An 18,852-nucleotide genomic window follows, 5' to 3' on the forward strand; every position below is an offset into this window, starting at 1 on the left:
GGTTGGTTCAGGTTCTCGGAGTTTTGCAGCATGAACAGACCACGTCAATGGTGGTCTTGAGGAATGGTGGTCCTCAGGCCGGCCTGCGGCTGGTTGCCGCGGCAGGCGCCCGGGCGACCGCGCGGGCACCTGCCAATGCCTCAGCGACGGCACTTCGCGCCCGCAGATTCCGGCCCCGACCTCAGGCCGCATGCGTCAGACGCACGGCTCCAGTCACGGACCCCGGGAGAGGGTGCCCCGTGGGCTATCTGCGCGTCTGACGCGCCGCCGTACGCGTAGCTCCAGCAGACTCCGATACATGGGCGTCGCCCCGCTGGTTCTTACGCGGGTGAGGACGGCGGCCGACCCGAGTCGGCCGCTGTCACCATGCGGGCGCGACCCCAGCCGCAACACCGTGACAGGGGGCCTTTGGAGGAGATGACATGACGGACGGCCAAGACCTTCTGCTGATTGCCGACCGGTCCTGGGACGGAGTCTCGGATCAGGTGTCCGGGCACACCGAGCTGCTGGTGCGTGACGGCCGCATCGAACGCATCGGGCCCACGGTCCCGCGCTCCGCGGCGCCGGGCGCACAGGTGGTGGAGCTGGGCGACCACACGCTCCTGCCCGGCTTCATCGACTGCCACGTCCACACCACGATGAACCCCGCCGACGTCCTGGGCCCGGCCGTCTCCACCTCACCCGCGATGGTCGCACTCAACAGCCTGCCGGTGCTGCGCACCGTGCTCGACCACGGCTTCACCACGGTGCGGGACATGGCGTGCTTCACCGCCGACCCGATCACCGTGCACCTGGCCCGGGCCATCGCCCGGGGTCTCGTCACAGGGCCGCGCATGATCGTGGCGCCCCACCTGATCTCGGCCCGCGGCGCCCACGGTGACTTCTCCACCCTGCTCTCGCCCGCGCTGGGCGTCGAACTCGTCGCGGTGGCCGACGGCCCGGACGAGATCCGCACCGCGGTGCGCCGGGACATCCGCTCGGGCGCCGACTGGATCAAGTTCGGCGCGACCGGAGGCTTCGGTTCGCCCTCGGACGACCCGGGACAGGCCACCTACTCCCAGGAGGAGATGAACGCCCTGGTCGGTGCCGCCGCCGACCTGGGCATCCCGTGCACCCCGCACGCCTACGGCGACGAGGGAGTCCGGCGCGCGGTGCTGGCGGGTGTGCGATCCGTCGAGCACGGCAACCTGGCCTCCGCGCAGACCCTGCAGCTCATGCAGGACCGTGGGGTGTTCCTCGTCCCCACCCAGTTCATGGTGGACGACGCCTTGGAGCACCTGGACGAGGACACGTACTGGCAGGGGAAGACCCCCGAGGAGCGCACCAAGTTCCGCGCGTACAAGGACCGGCTGATGGAGTGCGCACGCAACCTGGCCGACTCCGAGGTGAAGGTCGCCTTCGGGACCGACATCGGCATGTTCCCGCACGAGCAGGCATGGCGTGAATTCCCCACGATGGTCAAGCTCGGACTGAGCCCGGCACGGGCCCTGCGGGCCGCGACGAGCGTTGCCGCCGACCTGCTCGACCGTTCCGACCTGGGCCGCCTGGCCCCGGGATGCACGGCCGACGTGATCGCGGTGCCGGGCGACCCGATGGACGACATCACCGTCACCGGCCAGGTCGCGTTCGTCCTTCAAGGCGGCCTCGTCCACGCGCGTCCCGCCGCTGACGACGGCGCGGGCACCTGAAGCGCCGGGCTTGAGCCACCGCGTTGTGCTGGACCGGCTGCAGGTGAACACTCAGCGGGTGGACATCGAGCGCAACAAGGCAGTTGTCGCCGAATTTGACGAGCTGGGCAACGGCAAGGGCGATCTCGGGCGGCTGGACGACCTGTGCACGCCGGACATGGTCAACCATGCGCTGGCGCGCGACGCGCCGCCAGGCATCGAAGGCACCCGGAAGTTCCTGACGTCCGCACGTCGCGACCAGCATCCCGTGCGCTGGGTCGCGTCACGGGTGGTCGCGGAAGGCGACCTGGTCGTTCAGTTCGGCGTACGAGAACACACCTGGCCCGGAGGAACCTTCAGGGGCTTCGACGTGCCGGCAGGGACTTTCCGGAGGGATGTCGCCTTCGCTTACCGCCTGGTGGACGGCCGGATCGCCGAGCGGTGGGCCGTGCGTGACGACTTGGCCATGCTCCTGCAGCTCGGCGCGCTCGACCCACCTCACGGCTGAGCGTGAGCCCGCCGCAGGCGAAGGGCCCAGCCCTGTACGGGTGGTGACGTGCGGCGCCGCTCTCACTGGTCCGCGCCGACCCCGTTACCGACGAACGGCGTACCCCAGATAGGTCACCAGCGGAGTGGCCTCGGGTTCGATCACCATGTCGACCAGTCCGGGCAACTGCTCGTCGGTGAGCACACCGCGCCTGCGGCCCCGTGTCGCGCGCACCAGGCTGCGCGCATCGCGCGGCTTGAACGCCGAGATGTCCTTCGGGGACAGCCCCGCCCGGTCGAGGTGCTCGGCGAGTTCTGCCGGGCGGCGCAGCCGGCGTGCGGCGTAGCGGCCGCGGGGCATGATGCGCGTGCCGGGGAACATCTGGAACGCGCCGAGGTAGACGAGGAGGGACAAGGGAGTGCGGTTCACGGTGTCGTAGACGAACGCGCCTGCGGGGCGCAGTACGCGTGCCGACTCTGTGAGGACCAGGCCTGGCTGCTCGGTGACTTCGAGGGTGTCGGCGCAGTACACGAGGTCGAAGGACGCATCGAGCAGGTCGAGTTCGCCTCCCGCTGTCAGGTAGGTGATGCCGAGCCCGTCGTCGGCGTCCTTGGCGAGCGCTGTCGCGTCGGCGGACGGATCGGCGGCGACCACATCGCAGCCGAGCCCGGCGAGTCCTCGGGCCAGTACGCCACGCCCGCTGCCGACGACGAGCGCCCTGCTGCCGGGCGCGGCCATGTTCAACTCCCCGAGCACGCGCTGGACATACTCCATCCGGACCGACTGGAAGGTCAGCGCCCGGATGTGGCGGCCGTCGACCGCTGAGGCCGAGTCAAGTGCGAGGTGCGGGGTGGTGGGCACGGCAGGCTCCCTCGGCAGTCAGGTGCAAGTTCCCTAAAGGAACCTATCAGCGACGAGTTCCCTGAGGGAACTCGTCGCCGGTACGGTGCATGCGTGACCCGCACCCCGCTCTCCGAAGTCGCGTGCTCCATCGCCCGCGCCACCGATCTGTTCGGCGATGCATGGACCGCCCTGATCATGCGCGACGTCCTTGTCGGCATCCGCCGCTTCGACGCTCTGGCGCAGGATCTCGGCCTGTCCCGCAAGGTCCTCGCCGCGCGTCTTTCCCGGCTGGTCCAGGAGGGAGTGCTGACCCGCGAGCAGTACCAGGACAGCCCTCCGCGCGAGGAGTACGTGGCCACCGAGAAGGGACAGGACCTCTACCCCGTTCTGCTGGCACTGATGGCCTGGGGCGACAAGTGGTACGCGGAACCCGCAGGGCCTCCCGCCCTGATCCGCCACGACGTCTGCGAGCACCTGGCGACGCCGGTGGTGTCCTGCCATGCCTGCCGTGCACCCCTCACGGCGACTGACACGACACAACTGCCCGGCCCTGGCGGGAGAGTGGGACCCGGAACGCGCGTACTGGGACCGATGATCGCGGCGCGGGGGCAAGAGGCGCCCGACGCGACGGCCGAATCCCCCTGAGCCGGCCCGCCCGATGCCCGGTCCGAGTGTGCGCTGCCGACCTCCTCTGAACTCGCCTCGGCAGGCCCGGGATTAACCCGATGCGCCGTGCCCGTGCGGTCGTTACTCTCCCGGGATGAGCTGGCTTCCCCCTGATTTCGTCCATCCGTCGCGCGTCGAAGTGCCCGGCGGCCACCATTTGCGGCCCATCACCGGGGCCGACGCCGCCGTCGACTATCCGACCGTCATGGGGTCGCGCGAGCGGCTCTGGTCGATCTTCGGGGAGGCGTGGGGCTGGCCCGCCGCGACGATGACGTACGACGCGAATCTCAAGGACCTGGAGCGGCACGCGCGGGAGATAACCGCTCACGAGTCCTTCAACTACGTGCTGTTCGACGCCGCGGAGACCACCGAGTTCGGCTGTGTCTACATCGATCCGCCGGACAAGGCGGGCGCCGACGCCGACATTTCCTGGTGGGTCGTGGACGACAGCGTCGGTACGCCGCTGGAGCGGGACCTGGACCTGCTCGTCCCCCAGTGGATCGCCGAGCAATGGCCGTTCACCCGGCCCCGGTTCATCGGCCGGGACCTGTCCTGGAGCGAGTGGCTGGCGTTGCCGGACGCGTAGAGGGTGCCGTTGGCCGCGGGCGGTGCATCCGGTGGGCATGCCGGGGCGCGAGGGCCTCCCTTCGCCTGACGTGCACGCGTCGCTCTATAGTCCTGTCCGGGAGTCACAGTCATCCGGGGGGTCGGAACACATGCGACGCAAGAGATCACTGACCGCGGCCGTTCTGAGCGCCGTCGCCGTACTGCTCCTGGGAGCCTGCGGCTCACTGCGCGCAGGGTCCGGCGGCGGCACGGCACCGACGGTCGAGCCGGCGCGCTGGCAGACGTTCGCGCCGTTCCGCGTGACCGCCGCCCGGCTGGCCGCCGACGGGCGCGCGCTCAGCGTCGACGCCGAAGTGCCCGGCGGCGGGAAGACGTGCGCGCGTCATCTGAAGGCGGTCGTGACCGACACCTCGGACCGCTACGTATGGGTACAGGTGACGTTCTCCGCGCTGACCGGCGGCAGCCCGCATGCCGACTGCCGCAAGACCACGACTGCCACGGCCGAGGTCAGGCTGCCGTCCGCGCTCGGCCACCGCGAACTCACCACGGACACCCACACCGCCTTCACCACGGACGACGCCGACCTGCCCAACCTGCGGCTGTGCGGCGACCGGGGCTGCCACCCGGCCCCCACCGGATGTACTCCCGCCTCCTACGACCAGGCGGTGGACGCGCTGGACGTGCCAAACCACACCTCCCGCGGCACCGAGCACTGCGACGGGAAGTGGCTGGTCTTCGACGTGTCCTCGCGCATGGGCCCCGCCTGCGCCGAGGGCGACGCGCCGGGCTGCGCGGCGAGCAGGGCAGACCGCTGGTTCTTCCGGGCCAAGAAGTCGGGATGGGTGCCGATCGCCCGCAGCACCAAGGGCGGCTGCACCGACGTGCACCGCATCGAGCCCGCCTTCCCGACCGCCTTGTGCGCCGAACTGCCGCCGCTTGCCGGATGAGCCGCTCGGTGAGCCCCATCTGCGGCGACCGGCCGGCGAGACGCTGATTCCTGAGGATGGGTCGCAACGCAAAGCCGAGCCCGGCGCGGTGCCGGGCTCGGCTCAGGTCGGAACGACTCCAGGGTGTGTATGACAGGCGCCGTCCACCCGCCTCACCCGTCGCTGTCGTCGTCCTCGTCCTCGTCGAAGACGTGCACCGCGAAGACGTTGATGTTGACCTCGCCCACGTCGAGCCCCGTCATGGTTTCCACCGCGTCGGTGACGTGCGTCCGGATGTGATCGGCCAGTTCGTGGATGGGCATGCCGTACTCGACTTCGATGTCGACGTCGACCTGGACCCTCTCGTCGTCCACCGCGACCTTGACCGAGCGGCCCGCGTTCGAGCCCCCGGACACCCGGCCCGCGACCGCACCCAACGCTTTCGACGTGCCCTTGCCGACGGAATGCACGCCGTCGGTGCCGCGGATCGCGATGCCGGCGATCGTGGCGATCACGTTGTCGGCGATGGTGGTCGTACCGCCGGAATCGGACCGCCCGCCGGATGTGCTGCCGCCGGCCGGCGAAGAAGAGACCGCGTTCTGGCTGGTCGTACGCGCACTGTTCGCACTGGCACTGCCCGCACTCGTACTCGCACTGCCGAAGCCGGTGTCGGTATCGGACATGGCCGCCTCCCAGAGTTGCCGGAACGAGCGGACTGCCCGCCCGTCAGGGCGCCTCTTCCACTCTGCTCCCGCTGATTGCCCTGCGCCATTCGGGTGACCTGGGGTGTGTGACATCGGGAGGTCGAAGGCGTCACCGCCTGACGGCCGCCCCCCTGTCGCCCGGCGGCGGACCGGGGGCAACGCAACCTGATCGGTCTATCAGCCCGCGCCCCTGGGCCCCGAGCGCTGAAGAGTGGCTGTCATGACCGAGCGCTCGCGACGCCCCCAGGCCGCCACCTCCCGGTCCCGGCCACGGGCCGAGGACCGAGAGGCTCCTGACCTGCGGGACCTGGTCCAGGAGGCGTGCCGGACGCTGACCGACCTCATCGGATACCCCGCTGAAGGAGTCTCGGCCGTCTGCCCGACCGAGAGCGACGGCTGGCGGGTCAGCGTGGACGTTCTGGAAGTGGCACGCATCCCCGACACCACCAGTCTCCTGGCTACCTACGACGTGGAACTGGACGCACACGGACGCCTGAAGCAGTACCGCAGAGTTCGCCGCTATCGACGCGGTTGGGCGGACAGCTGAGGCGCGACCTGCGGCGCCACCCGAGAGAAACAGGGCCCCTCCCATGACCACCACCTACAGCGAGGACGTCGTCGCCTGCGCGCCCCGTGCGGGCACGCTGTACGACGTCCTGGAACTCATACTCGACCGCGGCATGGTCATCGACGTCTTCGTGCGGGTCTCGCTGGTCGGCATCGAGATCCTCAAGATCGACGCGAGGATCGTGATCGCGTCCGTCGACACCTACCTCCGCTTCGCCGAGGCGTGCAACCGCCTGGACCTGGAGCACGACACGCGCAGCAAGACCGTTCCGGAACTCTTCGGTGGCGGCGGCGCGGCGGCGGCCGTGGGCAAAGCCGGCGCGAAGAAGGCGGCACGCTCGGTCGGGGACAAGGTGAAGGACACTCTCGGCCTGGACTCCGGTTCCGACGATGACGACGACTCCGACTCCGACTACGAGGAGCGCGAGCCGTCCCGATCGCGCCGCAGCGCCTCCCCCCGCTCCCGCCCCGCGAGCCGCAGCAGCAGGCGGCCCCGCTCCCCGCGCCGTGACGATGAGGACGACTGACTGTGCCCACGCCCCTCGCCCCCTCCAGCCTGTACGTGTACGCCATCACGGAGCCGGAAACCGCTGAGCACGCGCGCCGTTGCCAGGCTGTCGGCGATCACGCAGCTCCGGTGACCGTCCTTGTCGAGGGCGACCTGGCCGCAGTGGTGAGCCCGGCGGCCGAAAAGCCTCGTGCTCGCCGCCGCGACCTGCGGGCACATCAGGACGTGCTGAGCGCGCTCCTCGCACACGGCCCTGTCCTGCCCATGCGGTTCGGTGTCATCGCCCCGGACGAGGGGTCGGTCCGAGCCGAGATGGGAGCGCAGCGCGAGCAGCACAGGTCCGCACTGGAACGGCTGGCGGGCAAGGCCGAGTGGAACGTCAAGGGCGAGTCCGTGCCGGAAGCCCTGCCCGACCTGTTGCGTGAGGACGCCGGGCTGCGTGCCCTGCGCGCGAGCACACGACTGCGTCCGGGATACGAGGCCAACGTGCGACTCGGCGAGGCCGTGGCCGCCGGACTGCAGCGCCGCGCCGAGGAGGCCGCACGGGAGGTGGTCAGCGAACTCAGCGCGCTCGCGACCGAGGTGCGCGCCGGCGGCGCCCTCACAGGAGGAGCTCTGAACAGTTCCTTCCTGGTGGCGCACGGTGCCGAGGCGGCCTTTCGACAGGCCGTCCACGCGCTCGCCGAACGGCATCGGGGACGGATCGCACTGACCGTGACCGGCCCTCTGCCCTGCTACAGCTTCGTCACCGGCGAGGCCGTGCCCGCGGGGCAGTGACGTGGGCCTGATCAGCGGCCTGCTGCTGCTTCCCCTGGCTCCGGTCCGGGGTGTCGGCTGGGTCGCCGACCGACTGATCGACGCGGCGGAGCGCGAGCTGTACGACCCGGATGTGGTCAGAGGGCGCCTCGCCGCCCTCAACGACGCGCTGGACCGAGGCGATATCGACCTCGCGCAGTTCGAGCGCGAGGAAGAGCGTCTGTTGGACGTCCTGGAACGACGTCCGCCCTCACTTCACCGACCGGCTTCCTGACGCCGTCAAGCCGTCAGGCCCTCTACCCACGGGAATTCCGCGATGAATGAATGCAGCAGAATCGCCCTCGGCGCAGCAGTGGCCGGTGGTTACCTCCTGGGCCGCACCAAGAAGGCGAAGCTGGCCTTCGCCGTGGGCTCGTACCTCGCCGGCCGCAAGTTCGGGCTCTCGCCACAGGAGTTGCTGCGCCAAGGCGCCCAACGCCTGCGTGAAACGCCGCAATTCGCGGAGCTGACCGACCAGGTCAGGGGTGAACTGATGGACGCGGGTCGTGCTGCCGTATCCGCGGCCACCGATCGACGGCTGAGCTCCTTCTCCGACCTGCTCGCCGACCGCACCGAGTCGCTGCGCTCGGCGCGTGAGGGCCGCGATGCCGACGTCTACGACGACGATGCGGACGACGACTCCTCTGCCCCTGGCGACGACGCCGAGGACTGGGACGACGAGGACGCTCGGTACGACGACGAAGACGCTCGCTACGACGAAGACTACGAAGACGACGAAGACGACGCCCGGTACGACGACGAGGCCGACGAAGCCGACGAGGACCCGCAGGAGCAGGACAACGGCGAGGACCTCGACGAGCCGCGGTCCCGGCAACGGGGGAGGACCTCGCACAGGCGGGACAACACTGCCGCACACAGCGAGCGGACGCAGCGCCGGACGCGTCAGGGAGCCGACCGGCAGACGTCGTCCCGTCGTGGCGCGGCCCGTGAGCGCTCGGCTGCTGCCGCGAAGCCGGCTGCGAAGCGTACGGCGGCGGGCAGGTCGGGGTCGCGAAGGAAGTCCTCTGGTGGGAGGCCGCGTCAGCAGGACCCCGGCGGATCTGACCGTACGGACGCGGCCGGTACGGGGCGCGGCGGTACCGGGGCAAGGGGACAGGCATCAGGGCGCCGTACGGCGAAGAGGGCCGCTACGGCGAAGAAGAGCGCCCCCGCGAAGAAGAGCGCCGCGGAGAAGTCGACCAAGAAGACCGCGGCCAAGTCGACCGCGGCCAAGAAGACTTCCGCGAAGGCCCCGGCCGCCCGGACGACGGCGAAGAAGTCAGCCGCGAAGAAGACGTCGCCTGCAAAGAAGACCACAAACAAGGCAGCGGCCAAGAGACCGGCGGCGAAGAAGACCACGGCGAAGAAGACGGCGTCCGCAAAGAAGGCGGCGCCGGCGAAGAAGGCGACGCCCGCAAAGAAGTCCGCAGCCAAGTCGACGGCGAAGAAGTCGACAGCGAAGAAGACGACAGCCAAGAAGACCGCGGCCAAGAAGACGGCAGCGAAGAAGACGGGAGCCGCGAAGCGGACGACCGGTACGTCAACGTCGCGTTCGAGGCGAAGGAGCTGACCGGCCATGGCCGAACAGAAGAGAAGTGGCAGCCGGAGCGGCGACTCGCGCGACGACGGCGCCTCACCCATGGACCGCCTGCGTGACGAGTTCACCGACTTCCTGGACGCCCAGGCCCAGCACCTGACCGACAAGCTGGGCGACAGCCTGACCGGCCTCACCGGGAAACTGCAGGACGCCGCGGAGAACGGCGGCACCCTTCCTCGCGTGGGTGCCAGGATGCTGCAGGGTGACTCTCCCGCGAAGGCCATGGTCGCGGAGAAGGCCAAGGACATCAAAGACGGCGTGGTCGGCAAGGCCAAGGACCTGTTCTCGTCGGGCGGCGGGGGTGGCGGCAAGGCCGGTGACACCAAGGTCACCAACATCGTTGAGGTCGTCGACGTCGGCGTCCCGCTGCGGACGGTCTACGACCAGTGGACGCAGTACGAGGAGTTCAGCAGCTTCACCAAGGGTGTCCGAAGCGTCTCCGCATCGGACGAGGTGAGCTCGGACTGGAAGGTGAAGGTCGGCCCCTCCAGCCGTAGTTGGAAGGCCACCGTCCAGGAGCAGCTGCCGGACGACCGGATCGTCTGGACGTCGGAAGGAAGCAAGGGCAGCACGCGTGGCGCGGTCAGCTTCCACGAGCTGGCCCCGACGTTGACGCGCATCGTCGTGGTCGTCGAGTACTACCCGGCGGGCTTCTTCGAGAAGACCGGCAATCTGTGGCGTGCCCAGGGCCGCCGGCTGCGCCTGGACCTCAAGCACTTCGCCCGCTACGTCACGCTCAACGCCGACGAGGAGGTGGAGGGCTGGCGCGGCGAGATCCGCGACGGTGAAGTCGTCCGCAGCCACGAAGAGGGGCTGGAGGACGACGAAGCATACGACGACCCCGACAGCAGCGACGAGGGCGCGGACGAGGACGAGGACGAGTACGACGCCGAGGACGACCCGCAGGACCAGGACGAGGCAGCCGACTCCGACGAGGACTACGACGCCGAGGACGAAGAGTACGAGGACGACGAGGCCGAGGACGACGACGAAGCAGGCGCGCGCCCTGCTCGAAGGCGATGATCGACTGTGTCCGAACTCGACACCTGGCGTACCGCGTCACCGGCATCGGACATGGAGCGCCGGTCCGACGGGAGTCTGGCCGACATCCTCGAACGCGTTCTGGACAAGGGCATCGTGATCGCGGGTGACATCAAGATCGATCTGCTGGACATCGAACTGCTCACCATCCGCGTGCGCCTGTTCATCGCCTCCGTGGACACCGCCCGCAAGGCCGGCATCGACTGGTGGGAGACCGACCCCGCGCTCTCGTCCCGCGCGGCCCGTGACGACCTGCGGGAGGAGAACCGCCGGCTGCGCGCCGAGCTGGAGGAGCTGAGGCCGGATGACGACGGCGCGCACGCGCAGGACCGACTTGAGCGGATGAGAGAGAAGCGTTGAGGGAGAACCGTTGGTCGAGGGAGCACCGTTGAAGGACAACGTCCCGACTTCGGCACGAGCCGTCTGCGTGTTCGCCGTGCGGCGCGGACGCGGCCCGGACCTACCAGGAGAGCTGGAAGGCCACGAGGGCGGTGGCCCGTTGCGTCTGCTTCCGGTCGGCGCGTTGTGGGCCGTGGTCCAGGACGTCCCGGCGGTCGACTACTCGCAAGAGGCGTTGCAAAAGAAGCTGGCCGAACCGGCGACGCTGGAACGTTGTGTGCGGGCACATCACGCCGTCGTGACGGCCTTCGCCGTCCGCGCCGGTGCGATTCCCCTCCCGCTGGCCACGCTCTATCACTCCGAGGAGCGCGCACAGGCGGCACTGCGGGCCAATGCCGCAGACTTCGAGCGCGGTCTGGACCGGATTTCCGGCCGGCGGGAATGGGCGGTGAAGATCAGCCTGGTCACTGCCGCTCCCGCCCCCTCGGGCCCGCAGGCGACGGGTGGGGACGCGCGAGAGCCCACGCCCGGTGGCCGCGCCTACCTCGCCAGATTGCGCGAACGCGGACAGGAACGGGAACAGCGCAGAGGGCGGGCAGTGGAGGCGGCCGAACTGCTCGACAGGGCTGCCCTCTCCATCGCTGCGGCGTCGGTGCGCCGCCGTCTGCACAGTGCCGAGATCACCGGACGCGGCCGCACGCAGATCATGAACACCGCCTATCTGGTCGGCGAGGAGCAGGAACGAGACTTCATCGAGCTGCTGGAGCGGCTGCGAGAAGCCCCCGAGTTCCAGGACTGCGAAGTAGAGGTCACCGGACCGTGGGTGCCGTACTCCTTCGTGGACGCGGCGACGCCCGACGCGGCTCGCAGCCGCGAGGAAAGCGATGCGAGCGCCGCCTCGCGCCGCGCTGCGGGAAGTCCCGCATGAGCCCCCCGGCCGGCACCGAACCTGTCGCCTGGCGGGGCCCCGACGGCGGCGCTCCCCTCGGCGTACCGCTGGTGGACCTCCTGGACCGGGTTCTGGCCACCGGTGTCGTGGTCAGCGGAGACCTGGTCATCGCCATCGCCGAAGTCCCTCTCGTCCGCATCTCGTTGCATGCCCTGCTGGCATCCGTGAGCGAACGAGTTCCCGCGCCCTGGGCCGACGGAGGACCCCTGTGAGTACGAGTGCCCGCATCGATCTCGATGCCGAAACGGTCGGCCGTGACCTCGCGTCGCTCGTCCTGACGGTCGTCGAGCTGCTGCGTCAGCTGATGGAACGCCAAGCCGTACGCCGCTTCGACGCGGGCGATCTCACCGCGGAGCAGGAGGACCAGCTCGGCACCGCCCTGATGCACCTGGACGACTGCATGACAGAACTGTGCGAGCGGCACGGTCTGCGCCGTGAAGACCTCAACCTCGACCTCGGCCCGCTCGGTTCCCTGCTGCCCTACGACTGACGTGGCGCTGGTCACAGGAGCACGAGCAGGCGGAGCGGGTTTGCGGCGGCTTCCTTGGGACACACAGCCGCATGTTTGGATCTCTCACACCCGAAGGAGCCAGTGGTGATCACGTCCGCTCATGTCGTCGGCTCTGATGCCTCCTTCGCCCGTGAAGCGAGTGTCGACGAATTGTTCGCCGCATTCGTCGATCGCGAGGCGGCTGACGTCCCGCTGCCCGGAAGTTCGACGGCGCAAAGATTCGCTGTCCTGGCCTCCCTGGGACGCCGGGACCTGTCCCTGGCGCGGCTGGCCGAGGGGCACCTGGACGCCGCGGCCATTTTGCACGAGGTCGCGGGTCTGCAGCCCGGAGCGGGGGAGCGGTGGGGAGTCTGGGCCGCCCGTCCGCCCCAACCGGTCGTGCGCGCCGGACGTTCGGTGGCCGGCTGGAGCCTGACCGGCGTCAAGCCGTACTGCTCCGGTGCCCGCACCTGCACGCACGCTCTGGTGAGCGCGGAGGCCGACGACGGCTACCGCCTCTTTTCCGTGTCCCTGGACCATCCGGGCGTGGTGCCCGTGCCCGGGACGTGGCCGGCCGTCGGCATGGCCGACAGCGACAGCCTCGATGTCTCCTTCGCCGACGTGCCGGCGCAGCCGGTGGGAGGTCCGGAGGCCTACCTGGATCGACCCGGCTTCCTGCACGGCGGGGTGGGAGTGGCGGCGTGCTGGCTCGGCGGAGCCCACGCGGTCGCCGCGCCCCTGTACGAACGCTCGGCCGCGGGACATCTCAACGATCACGCCGCGGCCCACCTGGGGGCGGTGGACATTCTGCTCCACGCCGCTGACACGGTGATGAGCCAGGCAGGCCAGGACATCGATGCCGACCCGGACGACGAACACCGGCAGGCGAAGGTGCGGGGGCTGCGGACGAGAGCACTGGTCGAGAAGGTGTGCACCGAGGTCCTGGGGCACGTGGGAAGGGCAACGGGCGCCGGCCCGCTCTGCCACGACGAGCGGCACGCCCGCGCCGTGGCGGACCTGACCGTCTACATCCGCCAGCACCACGCCGAAGCCAATCTCGCCGAACTGGGACGCACCATCGGCCAGGAGAGCCAGGAGAGCCAGGAGAGTCAGGGCGGTCAGGGCAGCAAGGAGGCAGGACGATGACGGGGCCGGAGGGCATCCTCGCCGGGCGCGACCGGGCCGCCGCAGCGGCTGCGATCGACGCCCACGGCACCCCGGAATCCGAGTGGCTGGCCGCTGAACTGCCACAGCGGCTTCCCCGGCTCGAACTCCCAGCAGGTCCCGTAGTGGTCGTGGCCGCCCATCCCGACGACGAGGTCCTCGGCTTCGGCGGCTCCATCGCCGCCCTCGCGACCGCGGGCGGCGCCGTGCACACGGTATGCCTCACCGACGGCGAAGCCTCGCACGGCGACACCGACCCGGCAGCCCACCGCGCGTTGGCCACGCGCCGCCGCGGTGAACTCGCCGCCGCGCTCGCGGAACTCGGGCCGCTGCCGACGCCCGTACACAGCGGTCTGCCGGACACGGCCCTGGAGCGGCACGAGGACGAAGCAGTCGCCGCCATCGTCGACGTGCTCTCCGCGACCGGTGCCGATCTGTGCGTGGCGCCCTGGGACGGCGATCTGCACAGCGACCACGAGGCAGCCGGCCGGGCCGCCCGGCGCGCGTGCCGCGCGACGAACACCACGCTGTGGTCGTTCCCCGTGTGGATGTGGCACTGGGCTCGCCCCCAGGACACGAGGGTCCCCTGGCAGCGAACCGCTGTCGTACCCCTGCAGCCCGAGGCGCTCGACCGCAAGAAGAAGGCTCTCGCCCGCTTCGTCAGCCAGCTCGAGGAGCGCGATCCGGGCGGCACACCCGTGCTGTCACCCGAGGAGATAGCCCACCACACCCGCCCGTTCGAAACGGTGATCCGTTGAACACCCCCGGCACCTACTTCGAGAGCCAGTACGCCCACGCCGAGGATCCGTGGCACTTGGCCGAGCGCTGGTACGACCGCCGCAAGTACGAGCTGACCCTGGCCGCGCTGCCGCGTCCGCGCTACCGCCGAGGCTTCGAACCAGGCTGCTCGGTCGGCGTACTGACCAGCCTGCTGGCCCCCCGCTGCGACCGCCTCCTCTCCGCGGACCGCATCGCCTCCGCAGTGGAGACCACCGCGCGACGCACGCGTGCACTGGAGCAGGTGACGGTGCGGCGGCTGGCGGTTCCCGACGAGTGGCCCGAGGAACAGTTCGACCTCGTCGTCCTCTCCGAACTGCTCTACTACTTCGACGCGCCCACCCGCACCCGCCTGCTGCAGCGCAGCGCCCAGTCCCTGGAACCGGGTGGACACCTCGTCGCCGTGCACTGGAACCACGCGGTCGCCGAGCACACCTGCACGGGGCGCGACATCGCCGCGGAACTCGACGCGCTGTCCGGCCTCGGCCGACTCGCGCGGTACGACGACCCGGACTTCACCCTCACCGTTCACGAACGCCGCCACGATGGCGGTCCCGCCCGCTCCCCGGCACAAGCCGAGGGCCTGGCGTGAAGCCCTCGGCAATCGCTGTCGTCGTTCCCGCACACAACGAAGAGCACCGCATCGGCGCGTGCCTGCGCAGTGTGCGGGAGGCGGCAGCACAGGTGGTCCCCGTCCCTGTGGTCACGGTGGTCGCCGCCGACGCGTGCACCGATGACACGGCAGGGACAGCCGCCCGGCACGGCGCACACGTCGTGCAGCTCGATCGCCGAAACGTCGGGGCCGCGCGCGCCGTCGGAACCGCGTACGCCCTGCACCTGCTGCGTCCCTGGGCGCCGCACGTCTGGCTCGCGATGACGGACGCGGACTCGACGGTGCCCGGGAGCTGGCTGACCGTTCAGATGCGCTGGGCACAGGACGGCTACGACATGGTGCTGGGCACCATCCGGCTGGCCGCGCCCACCCCGCGCCTGCTGGCGTTGCACGACGCCGCTTACTTCCGCACGCGCCCGCTCGGCGCTGTCCCGCACTGGGACCATCCGCACGTCCATGGAGCGAACCTGGGACTCTCGGCGAGCGCCTATGTGGAGGTGGGCGGGTTCGCGTCGCTGCCCACGGGTGAGGACCATGAACTGGTGTCCCGGCTGGTCGGGCGTGGGCGTCGCATAGCGCGCTCCGACCGGCATCCTGTCCGCACCGCTGCCCGCCTGCGGGGGCGGGCGCCCGGAGGCCTCGCCGAACTCCTCACCGGTCTGCACTGGTCCGACCGGAACAGCCCCACGAGAGCCGCGCGGCGTCCGGCCCTGCGCCCAGACGCAGAGGCGCACCAGGCGGCCTCGTCCGACGTGCGCACAGAGCCGACCAGCCGGTGAGCCCGACCTACTGACGTGTGGGAGTGCGACGCGATGCGCCGCACTCTCGGATCAGCGTTGTCCGAAGGCGCTGCTCCCGAGGGCGTCCAGCAACTCACCCGTGCTCGCGTACACCTCCACCGCGCCCGCGTCCTGCAGTTCCGAGTGCGAGATTCCTCCGCTCAGGACCGCCAACGGGGTGACTCCGGCGCGCCTGGCCGCCTGCATGTCCCAGACCGAGTCGCCCACGAAAACGCTGTCCTCGGCTCGTGCTCCCACAAGGTCGAGAGCGTGCTGCACGGGTTCCGGATGCGGCTTTCCCGAGTCCACGTCATCGGCGCTCGCGGTCGCCTCGATGGCGTCGTCGGCGTCGATGGCCTTACGCAGCGCCGCCAGTTCGGGCCCACTGGCGGACGTCGCCAGTACGACCTTCCAGCCTTCGGAGTGCAGGTGCTTCAGCAGTTCGGAGGCCCTGTCGAACGGAGCGAGCCGCTGGTGCCAGGTGGCATAGAGGACTTTGTGGCCGGCGCTGAGGTCGTCATCCTGGCTCTGGTCCCGATCGTCGCCGAGCAGATGCTCGAGCAAGTCGGCGGAGCCGAGGCCGATGCCCCGGTGGATGTCCTGCATGGGCACCTGATGTCCGGCCTGCCGCAGGGACTCCCACCAGCAGACGGCGTGGAGGTAGTTGGTGTCGACGAGGGTGCCGTCTACGTCGAAGACGGCTGCGCGGGTGGTCATGGAGAACATGTTTCCCGAGCTTGGCCCAGTAGGCGTGGTGAAGCGCGCGAACTCCGTCGAGGCGGCGGCGCCTGTCGTGCGCGCAGTGTCCCTGCGCGTTGACCAGGAGGCCCGCCAGGCCGAGAGAACTGCACAGGAGAAAGCCGACCGCAGAGACCGAGTACCGGCAGGAGATCCGGGCGTTGGAAAACGGCGTTGAAAATGGGAGGGGCGGCCGGTCGCGGCCGCCCCTCCCGTTACATGTCAGTGAGATGGCTGTCGGTCAGTGGTCGTTGTACCACTTGAAGATGTACCACGTACCGTCACCGTCGCCGTCTATCTTGAAAAAGGCGTAGCGGTTCTCCAGCAGGTTGTACTTCGACCCATCGCTGGCCCGGTGAGTCTTGCATGTGCCCTTGCCTGAATGGACTTCCAGCGTGTACACGTGGTCACCGGGGAGGTCGTCCCAGACGTAGGCTTCCGCCGCATGCCCGTTCGCTGCTGTGTCGCACAGGGTAACGACGTCGCCGTGCTCCTTGAAGTAAACGCGGGCGCCGTCGTAGTTCGCGACGTGGTCGTAGTCCCCGCCGCCCGGGTCGGGCTGGGCGGAGGCAGATCCCGCCGTCATGAGTATCGTGGCAGCCAGCGCAGTCGCGCCGGCGGCTATCCGCCCGAGTGGACGCTTCACAGAAGAGCTCCTTGCCGTCGATGGGATGCATCCGCCACGTGGCCGCGGATCACACACGGAAAGCGGCCAACGTTCGACTGTGCGGCCCTACCGCACGCGTCGCCGTCGCGCCGGAGCACACTTTGGCAATTCGCGATTGCGGAATCCTTGCAGAGCGCTTGCAGCCTCTGGCGGCAGACGATTCGATGCAGTTCTTCGCACCATGCCCGCGAGCGTGAGGCGCATTCGCGCGGGGCCACTCGTCGTCTCATCGAAGTCAGTCGACGCCAGGCGCGACACCATAGTGCGCGCCTGCCGCATCGCGGCATCTCAGACCCGCGGTGCTACGCGGATACGGTTCCCATCGGGATCGGCTGCGAGAAAGGTCAGCCCGAACCCGAGATCATGACGCTCGCACAGGATCGTGACGCCCCTTATTTTTACCCCAAACGGAAAGCACTCGTGCCGCCGTCCGTTTCCTGGTGGCTCGGTCCGGCCGCGTATGCCAGCGGAGGCGCGATTGCTTGCGCATCCGCACCTTCGCCCACCCACAGGGCGATGAACAGCGCGGCGGTTGCTTCCAGGAGCCCTGCCTGTTCGAGACCACCCCCAGCAACGGGTTTGCAGCCCACGTCCTGCACCAACTCCCGTACACGCGCGACGGCGGTCTCGTCGTCCCCGCAGATGGGCACGGCCAGTGCTCGCCCGTCGAAGACCGGCGGCCGCATGCGCCACACGTCCTCGTGGCAGAGGTTGAAAGCCTTGACCACGTGGGCTCCCGGCGCCGCCGCAGCAAGTTGTATCGCGGCTGAGAGGCCTCCTTCCGTCAGCAGCCGGAAGCCCGGCCCGACCGGGTTGGAGCAGTCGAGCAGCACCTTGCCCTCCAGGGCTGCGTGCAGGTCCCGTGCCACGTCTGCTCCTGCCCCGAAGGGCAACGCGGCCAGTACCACCTGACCGGACTCGGCCGCCGCGCACAGACTGGCAGGCTTCACGCTCCCTCCGATGCGCGTCGCGAGCCGTTCCGCCTTGTGCGCGTCCCGTCCCCCGATGGTCACCTCGTGCCCGGCCCGCACCCAGTGGGTGGCGAGCGCGTCAGCCATGTTGCCCGTTCCCAGTACGCCGATTCTCATCACGCGTTCCCTCTCCGTGCCTGCTTCGCCGGTTCGTACCGACGCTAGGAGGCGGTTCGGGCACCATTTGGTACGTGACGACCGACGCCTTCCTCGCCGACTGCCGCGCCCGCCTCGCCTTCGACCTGCTCTCCAACACCTGGAACGGCGTGGTGCTTTGGGCGCTGCGGGACGGCCCCAGACGCCCGGTCGAGCTGCGGGAGCGGATCGGGGGCATCAGCTCCAAGGTCCTCACCGAGACTCTGCGGCGGCTGCAGTTCAACGGACTGGTCGATCGGCAGGCACACCGCGATGCATCATCACGGGTCGAGTACCAGCTCACCGCTCTGGGACGGACCTTGTTGGCTCCCATCGACGCCATCGGCGTATGGGCCTTCGAGCACGGCGATGAGGTTATGGCCGCCCAGGAAGCAGCATGCGCTCCCGACCCGCAGTCCGCTCGTTCCACTTGCTAGAGAGGTCAACAGCGTGAGCGCAGACGGTTCCAGCAGATGAGTGCACACCCCAGGGTGAGGAAAGGCTTCGTGAATGACGTCGCGGATCTCCCAGCGGATCCGCAGGCGGCGGAAACAGTGAGGCTTTGCCAACTTGCGCTGCGAGGCGGGCTGTTGAGCTGACACGTGGGTGAAGCCCCTGGTAGACGGGTTCACGACCAAGATTCCCTCGCCCGACCAGAGGCTTCGTGTGCTTGTCTACCCGTGTGGCCTGGACGTGTCCAGTCGTTCCCTGCGTTTCCTCGCTGACCGTCTTCGTGCGCATCGCCGCCGGATCGGGAGCCGTTGGCGCCGGCTGACGGCCGGCAAGCAGGCCCTGCTGACGCTGGCCGCACCTTCGGAACGCAACAACGTATGCCCAGCTCGCGGCGGGATTCCGGGTCGGG

The 18,852-nt window shown here is 69.6% G+C and carries 25 protein-coding genes and 2 pseudogenes; 21 read left to right on the top strand and 6 right to left on the bottom strand.

All coding sequences use genetic code 11. From position 1 onward, the window contains the following. Nucleotides 1–422: 422 nt before the first annotated feature. Together G3I40_RS43045 and G3I40_RS43050 are read left to right on the top strand one after the other, a co-directional pair. Nucleotides 423–1,688 carry an amidohydrolase family protein gene (locus G3I40_RS43045; RefSeq protein ID WP_164560234.1) on the top strand — a complete coding sequence of 422 codons (1,266 nt, stop codon included), beginning with the start codon at nucleotides 423–425 and terminating at the stop codon, nucleotides 1,686–1,688. A gap of 58 nt (nucleotides 1,689–1,746) precedes the next feature. Then, on the top strand, nucleotides 1,747–2,175 hold the full coding sequence (locus G3I40_RS43050; RefSeq protein ID WP_164560235.1) for an ester cyclase: 429 nt from the start codon (nucleotides 1,747–1,749) through the stop codon (nucleotides 2,173–2,175). Nucleotides 2,176–2,259: 84 nt separating this feature from the next. On the opposite strand, the gene G3I40_RS43055 is transcribed toward G3I40_RS43050, so the two are convergent. Beyond that, nucleotides 2,260–3,015: a methyltransferase domain-containing protein gene (locus G3I40_RS43055; RefSeq protein WP_343245207.1), complete on the bottom strand. Its 756-nt coding sequence runs from the start codon at nucleotides 3,013–3,015 to the stop codon at nucleotides 2,260–2,262. Nucleotides 3,016–3,108: 93 nt separating this feature from the next. Between G3I40_RS43055 and G3I40_RS43060 the strand changes: the two genes are divergently transcribed. The 3 genes from G3I40_RS43060 (at nucleotide 3,109) to G3I40_RS43070 (ending at nucleotide 5,177) form a co-directional block, all read left to right on the top strand. Continuing rightward, a complete protein-coding gene (locus G3I40_RS43060; protein ID WP_164560236.1) occupies nucleotides 3,109–3,642 on the top strand; it encodes a helix-turn-helix domain-containing protein in 534 nt (177 codons plus the stop codon). A 115-nt stretch (nucleotides 3,643–3,757) separates the two neighbouring features. Further along, nucleotides 3,758–4,249 carry an N-acetyltransferase gene (locus G3I40_RS43065; protein ID WP_164560237.1) on the top strand — a complete coding sequence of 164 codons (492 nt, stop codon included), beginning with the start codon at nucleotides 3,758–3,760 and terminating at the stop codon, nucleotides 4,247–4,249. A gap of 130 nt (nucleotides 4,250–4,379) precedes the next feature. Then, nucleotides 4,380–5,177 carry a hypothetical protein gene (locus tag G3I40_RS43070; protein WP_164560238.1) on the top strand — a complete coding sequence of 266 codons (798 nt, stop codon included), beginning with the start codon at nucleotides 4,380–4,382 and terminating at the stop codon, nucleotides 5,175–5,177. Between the two features lie 152 nt (nucleotides 5,178–5,329). Here G3I40_RS43070 and G3I40_RS43075 read toward each other — a convergent pair whose 3' ends face one another. Next, complete coding sequence (locus G3I40_RS43075) at nucleotides 5,330–5,839, bottom strand: Asp23/Gls24 family envelope stress response protein (RefSeq protein ID WP_164560239.1); 510 nt, start codon at nucleotides 5,837–5,839, stop codon at nucleotides 5,330–5,332. 241 nt (nucleotides 5,840–6,080) lie between these two features. On the opposite strand from G3I40_RS43075, the gene gvpO reads away from it, so the two are divergent. From gvpO to G3I40_RS43145, 14 genes are all read left to right on the top strand, one after another. Continuing rightward, the gene (gene gvpO / locus G3I40_RS43080; protein WP_164560240.1) at nucleotides 6,081–6,407 is read left to right on the top strand and encodes a gas vesicle protein GvpO; all 327 of its coding nucleotides are present in this window, start codon (nucleotides 6,081–6,083) and stop codon (nucleotides 6,405–6,407) included. 43 nt (nucleotides 6,408–6,450) lie between these two features. After that, the gene (gene gvpJ / locus G3I40_RS43085; protein WP_164560241.1) at nucleotides 6,451–6,954 is read left to right on the top strand and encodes a gas vesicle protein GvpJ; all 504 of its coding nucleotides are present in this window, start codon (nucleotides 6,451–6,453) and stop codon (nucleotides 6,952–6,954) included. Between the two features lie 35 nt (nucleotides 6,955–6,989). After that, nucleotides 6,990–7,712: a GvpL/GvpF family gas vesicle protein gene (locus tag G3I40_RS43090; protein WP_343245209.1), complete on the top strand. Its 723-nt coding sequence runs from the start codon at nucleotides 6,990–6,992 to the stop codon at nucleotides 7,710–7,712. Between the two features lies 1 nt (nucleotide 7,713). After that, nucleotides 7,714–7,965 (top strand): gas vesicle protein GvpG, encoded by a 252-nt coding sequence (locus tag G3I40_RS43095; protein ID WP_164560242.1) that lies wholly within the window; start codon nucleotides 7,714–7,716, stop codon nucleotides 7,963–7,965. Between the two features lie 42 nt (nucleotides 7,966–8,007). Continuing rightward, nucleotides 8,008–9,300, top strand: a complete 1,293-nt coding sequence (locus G3I40_RS43100) for a histone protein (protein WP_164560243.1) — start codon at nucleotides 8,008–8,010, stop codon at nucleotides 9,298–9,300. 6 nt (nucleotides 9,301–9,306) lie between these two features. After that, the gene (locus tag G3I40_RS43105) at nucleotides 9,307–10,350 is read left to right on the top strand and encodes an SRPBCC family protein (RefSeq protein WP_164560244.1); all 1,044 of its coding nucleotides are present in this window, start codon (nucleotides 9,307–9,309) and stop codon (nucleotides 10,348–10,350) included. 51 nt (nucleotides 10,351–10,401) lie between these two features. After that, a complete protein-coding gene (locus G3I40_RS43110) occupies nucleotides 10,402–10,728 on the top strand; it encodes a gas vesicle protein (RefSeq protein ID WP_164560260.1) in 327 nt (108 codons plus the stop codon). A gap of 28 nt (nucleotides 10,729–10,756) precedes the next feature. Next, the gene (locus G3I40_RS43115; protein WP_164560245.1) at nucleotides 10,757–11,635 is read left to right on the top strand and encodes a GvpL/GvpF family gas vesicle protein; all 879 of its coding nucleotides are present in this window, start codon (nucleotides 10,757–10,759) and stop codon (nucleotides 11,633–11,635) included. Continuing rightward, the gene (locus G3I40_RS43120; protein WP_164560246.1) at nucleotides 11,632–11,868 is read left to right on the top strand and encodes a gas vesicle protein; all 237 of its coding nucleotides are present in this window, start codon (nucleotides 11,632–11,634) and stop codon (nucleotides 11,866–11,868) included. Before G3I40_RS43115 ends, G3I40_RS43120 begins: the two co-directional genes overlap by 4 nt. Then, nucleotides 11,865–12,146, top strand: coding sequence for a gas vesicle protein K (locus tag G3I40_RS43125; RefSeq protein ID WP_164560247.1), 282 nt, complete (start codon nucleotides 11,865–11,867; stop codon nucleotides 12,144–12,146). The genes G3I40_RS43120 and G3I40_RS43125 overlap by 4 nt, the downstream gene beginning before the upstream one ends. 108 nt (nucleotides 12,147–12,254) lie before the next feature. After that, on the top strand, nucleotides 12,255–13,292 hold the full coding sequence (locus G3I40_RS43130; RefSeq protein ID WP_343245210.1) for an acyl-CoA dehydrogenase: 1,038 nt from the start codon (nucleotides 12,255–12,257) through the stop codon (nucleotides 13,290–13,292). Then, nucleotides 13,289–14,068 carry a PIG-L family deacetylase gene (locus tag G3I40_RS43135; protein ID WP_164560248.1) on the top strand — a complete coding sequence of 260 codons (780 nt, stop codon included), beginning with the start codon at nucleotides 13,289–13,291 and terminating at the stop codon, nucleotides 14,066–14,068. Before G3I40_RS43130 ends, G3I40_RS43135 begins: the two co-directional genes overlap by 4 nt. Next, nucleotides 14,065–14,679, top strand: a complete 615-nt coding sequence (locus G3I40_RS43140) for an SAM-dependent methyltransferase (protein ID WP_164560249.1) — start codon at nucleotides 14,065–14,067, stop codon at nucleotides 14,677–14,679. Before G3I40_RS43135 ends, G3I40_RS43140 begins: the two co-directional genes overlap by 4 nt. Beyond that, nucleotides 14,676–15,479, top strand: coding sequence for a glycosyltransferase (locus G3I40_RS43145; RefSeq protein WP_164560250.1), 804 nt, complete (start codon nucleotides 14,676–14,678; stop codon nucleotides 15,477–15,479). The genes G3I40_RS43140 and G3I40_RS43145 overlap by 4 nt, the downstream gene beginning before the upstream one ends. A 51-nt stretch (nucleotides 15,480–15,530) precedes the next feature. Here the strand turns inward: G3I40_RS43145 and G3I40_RS43150 are convergent, their stop codons facing one another. The 4 genes and pseudogenes from G3I40_RS43150 to G3I40_RS43165 all read right to left on the bottom strand — a co-directional run bounded on the left by G3I40_RS43150 (nucleotide 15,531) and on the right by G3I40_RS43165 (nucleotide 17,972). After that, nucleotides 15,531–16,196 (bottom strand): HAD family hydrolase, encoded by a 666-nt coding sequence (locus G3I40_RS43150; RefSeq protein WP_164560251.1) that lies wholly within the window; start codon nucleotides 16,194–16,196, stop codon nucleotides 15,531–15,533. A gap of 262 nt (nucleotides 16,197–16,458) precedes the next feature. Continuing rightward, a complete protein-coding gene (locus G3I40_RS43155) occupies nucleotides 16,459–16,863 on the bottom strand; it encodes a hypothetical protein (protein ID WP_164560252.1) in 405 nt (134 codons plus the stop codon). 309 nt (nucleotides 16,864–17,172) lie between these two features. Further along, nucleotides 17,173–17,283, bottom strand: a pseudogene (locus G3I40_RS47790) (glyoxalase); the annotation flags it as partial. Continuing rightward, the gene (locus G3I40_RS43165) at nucleotides 17,283–17,972 is read right to left on the bottom strand and encodes an NAD(P)-binding domain-containing protein (RefSeq protein WP_164560253.1); all 690 of its coding nucleotides are present in this window, start codon (nucleotides 17,970–17,972) and stop codon (nucleotides 17,283–17,285) included. The pseudogene G3I40_RS47790 and the gene G3I40_RS43165, both read right to left, overlap by 1 nt. A 74-nt stretch (nucleotides 17,973–18,046) precedes the next feature. Here G3I40_RS43165 and G3I40_RS43170 point away from each other — a divergent pair, with 74 nt between their 5' ends. Both G3I40_RS43170 and G3I40_RS43175 read left to right on the top strand, forming a co-directional pair. Continuing rightward, nucleotides 18,047–18,427 carry a helix-turn-helix domain-containing protein gene (locus G3I40_RS43170; RefSeq protein WP_164560254.1) on the top strand — a complete coding sequence of 127 codons (381 nt, stop codon included), beginning with the start codon at nucleotides 18,047–18,049 and terminating at the stop codon, nucleotides 18,425–18,427. Between the two features lie 229 nt (nucleotides 18,428–18,656). Further along, a pseudogene (locus G3I40_RS43175) lies at nucleotides 18,657–18,852 on the top strand (transposase family protein); the annotation flags it as partial.

Origin of the sequence: Streptomyces sp. SID14478, from assembly GCF_010548525.1 — a bacterium.
Classification (GTDB): domain Bacteria; phylum Actinomycetota; class Actinomycetes; order Streptomycetales; family Streptomycetaceae; genus Streptomyces.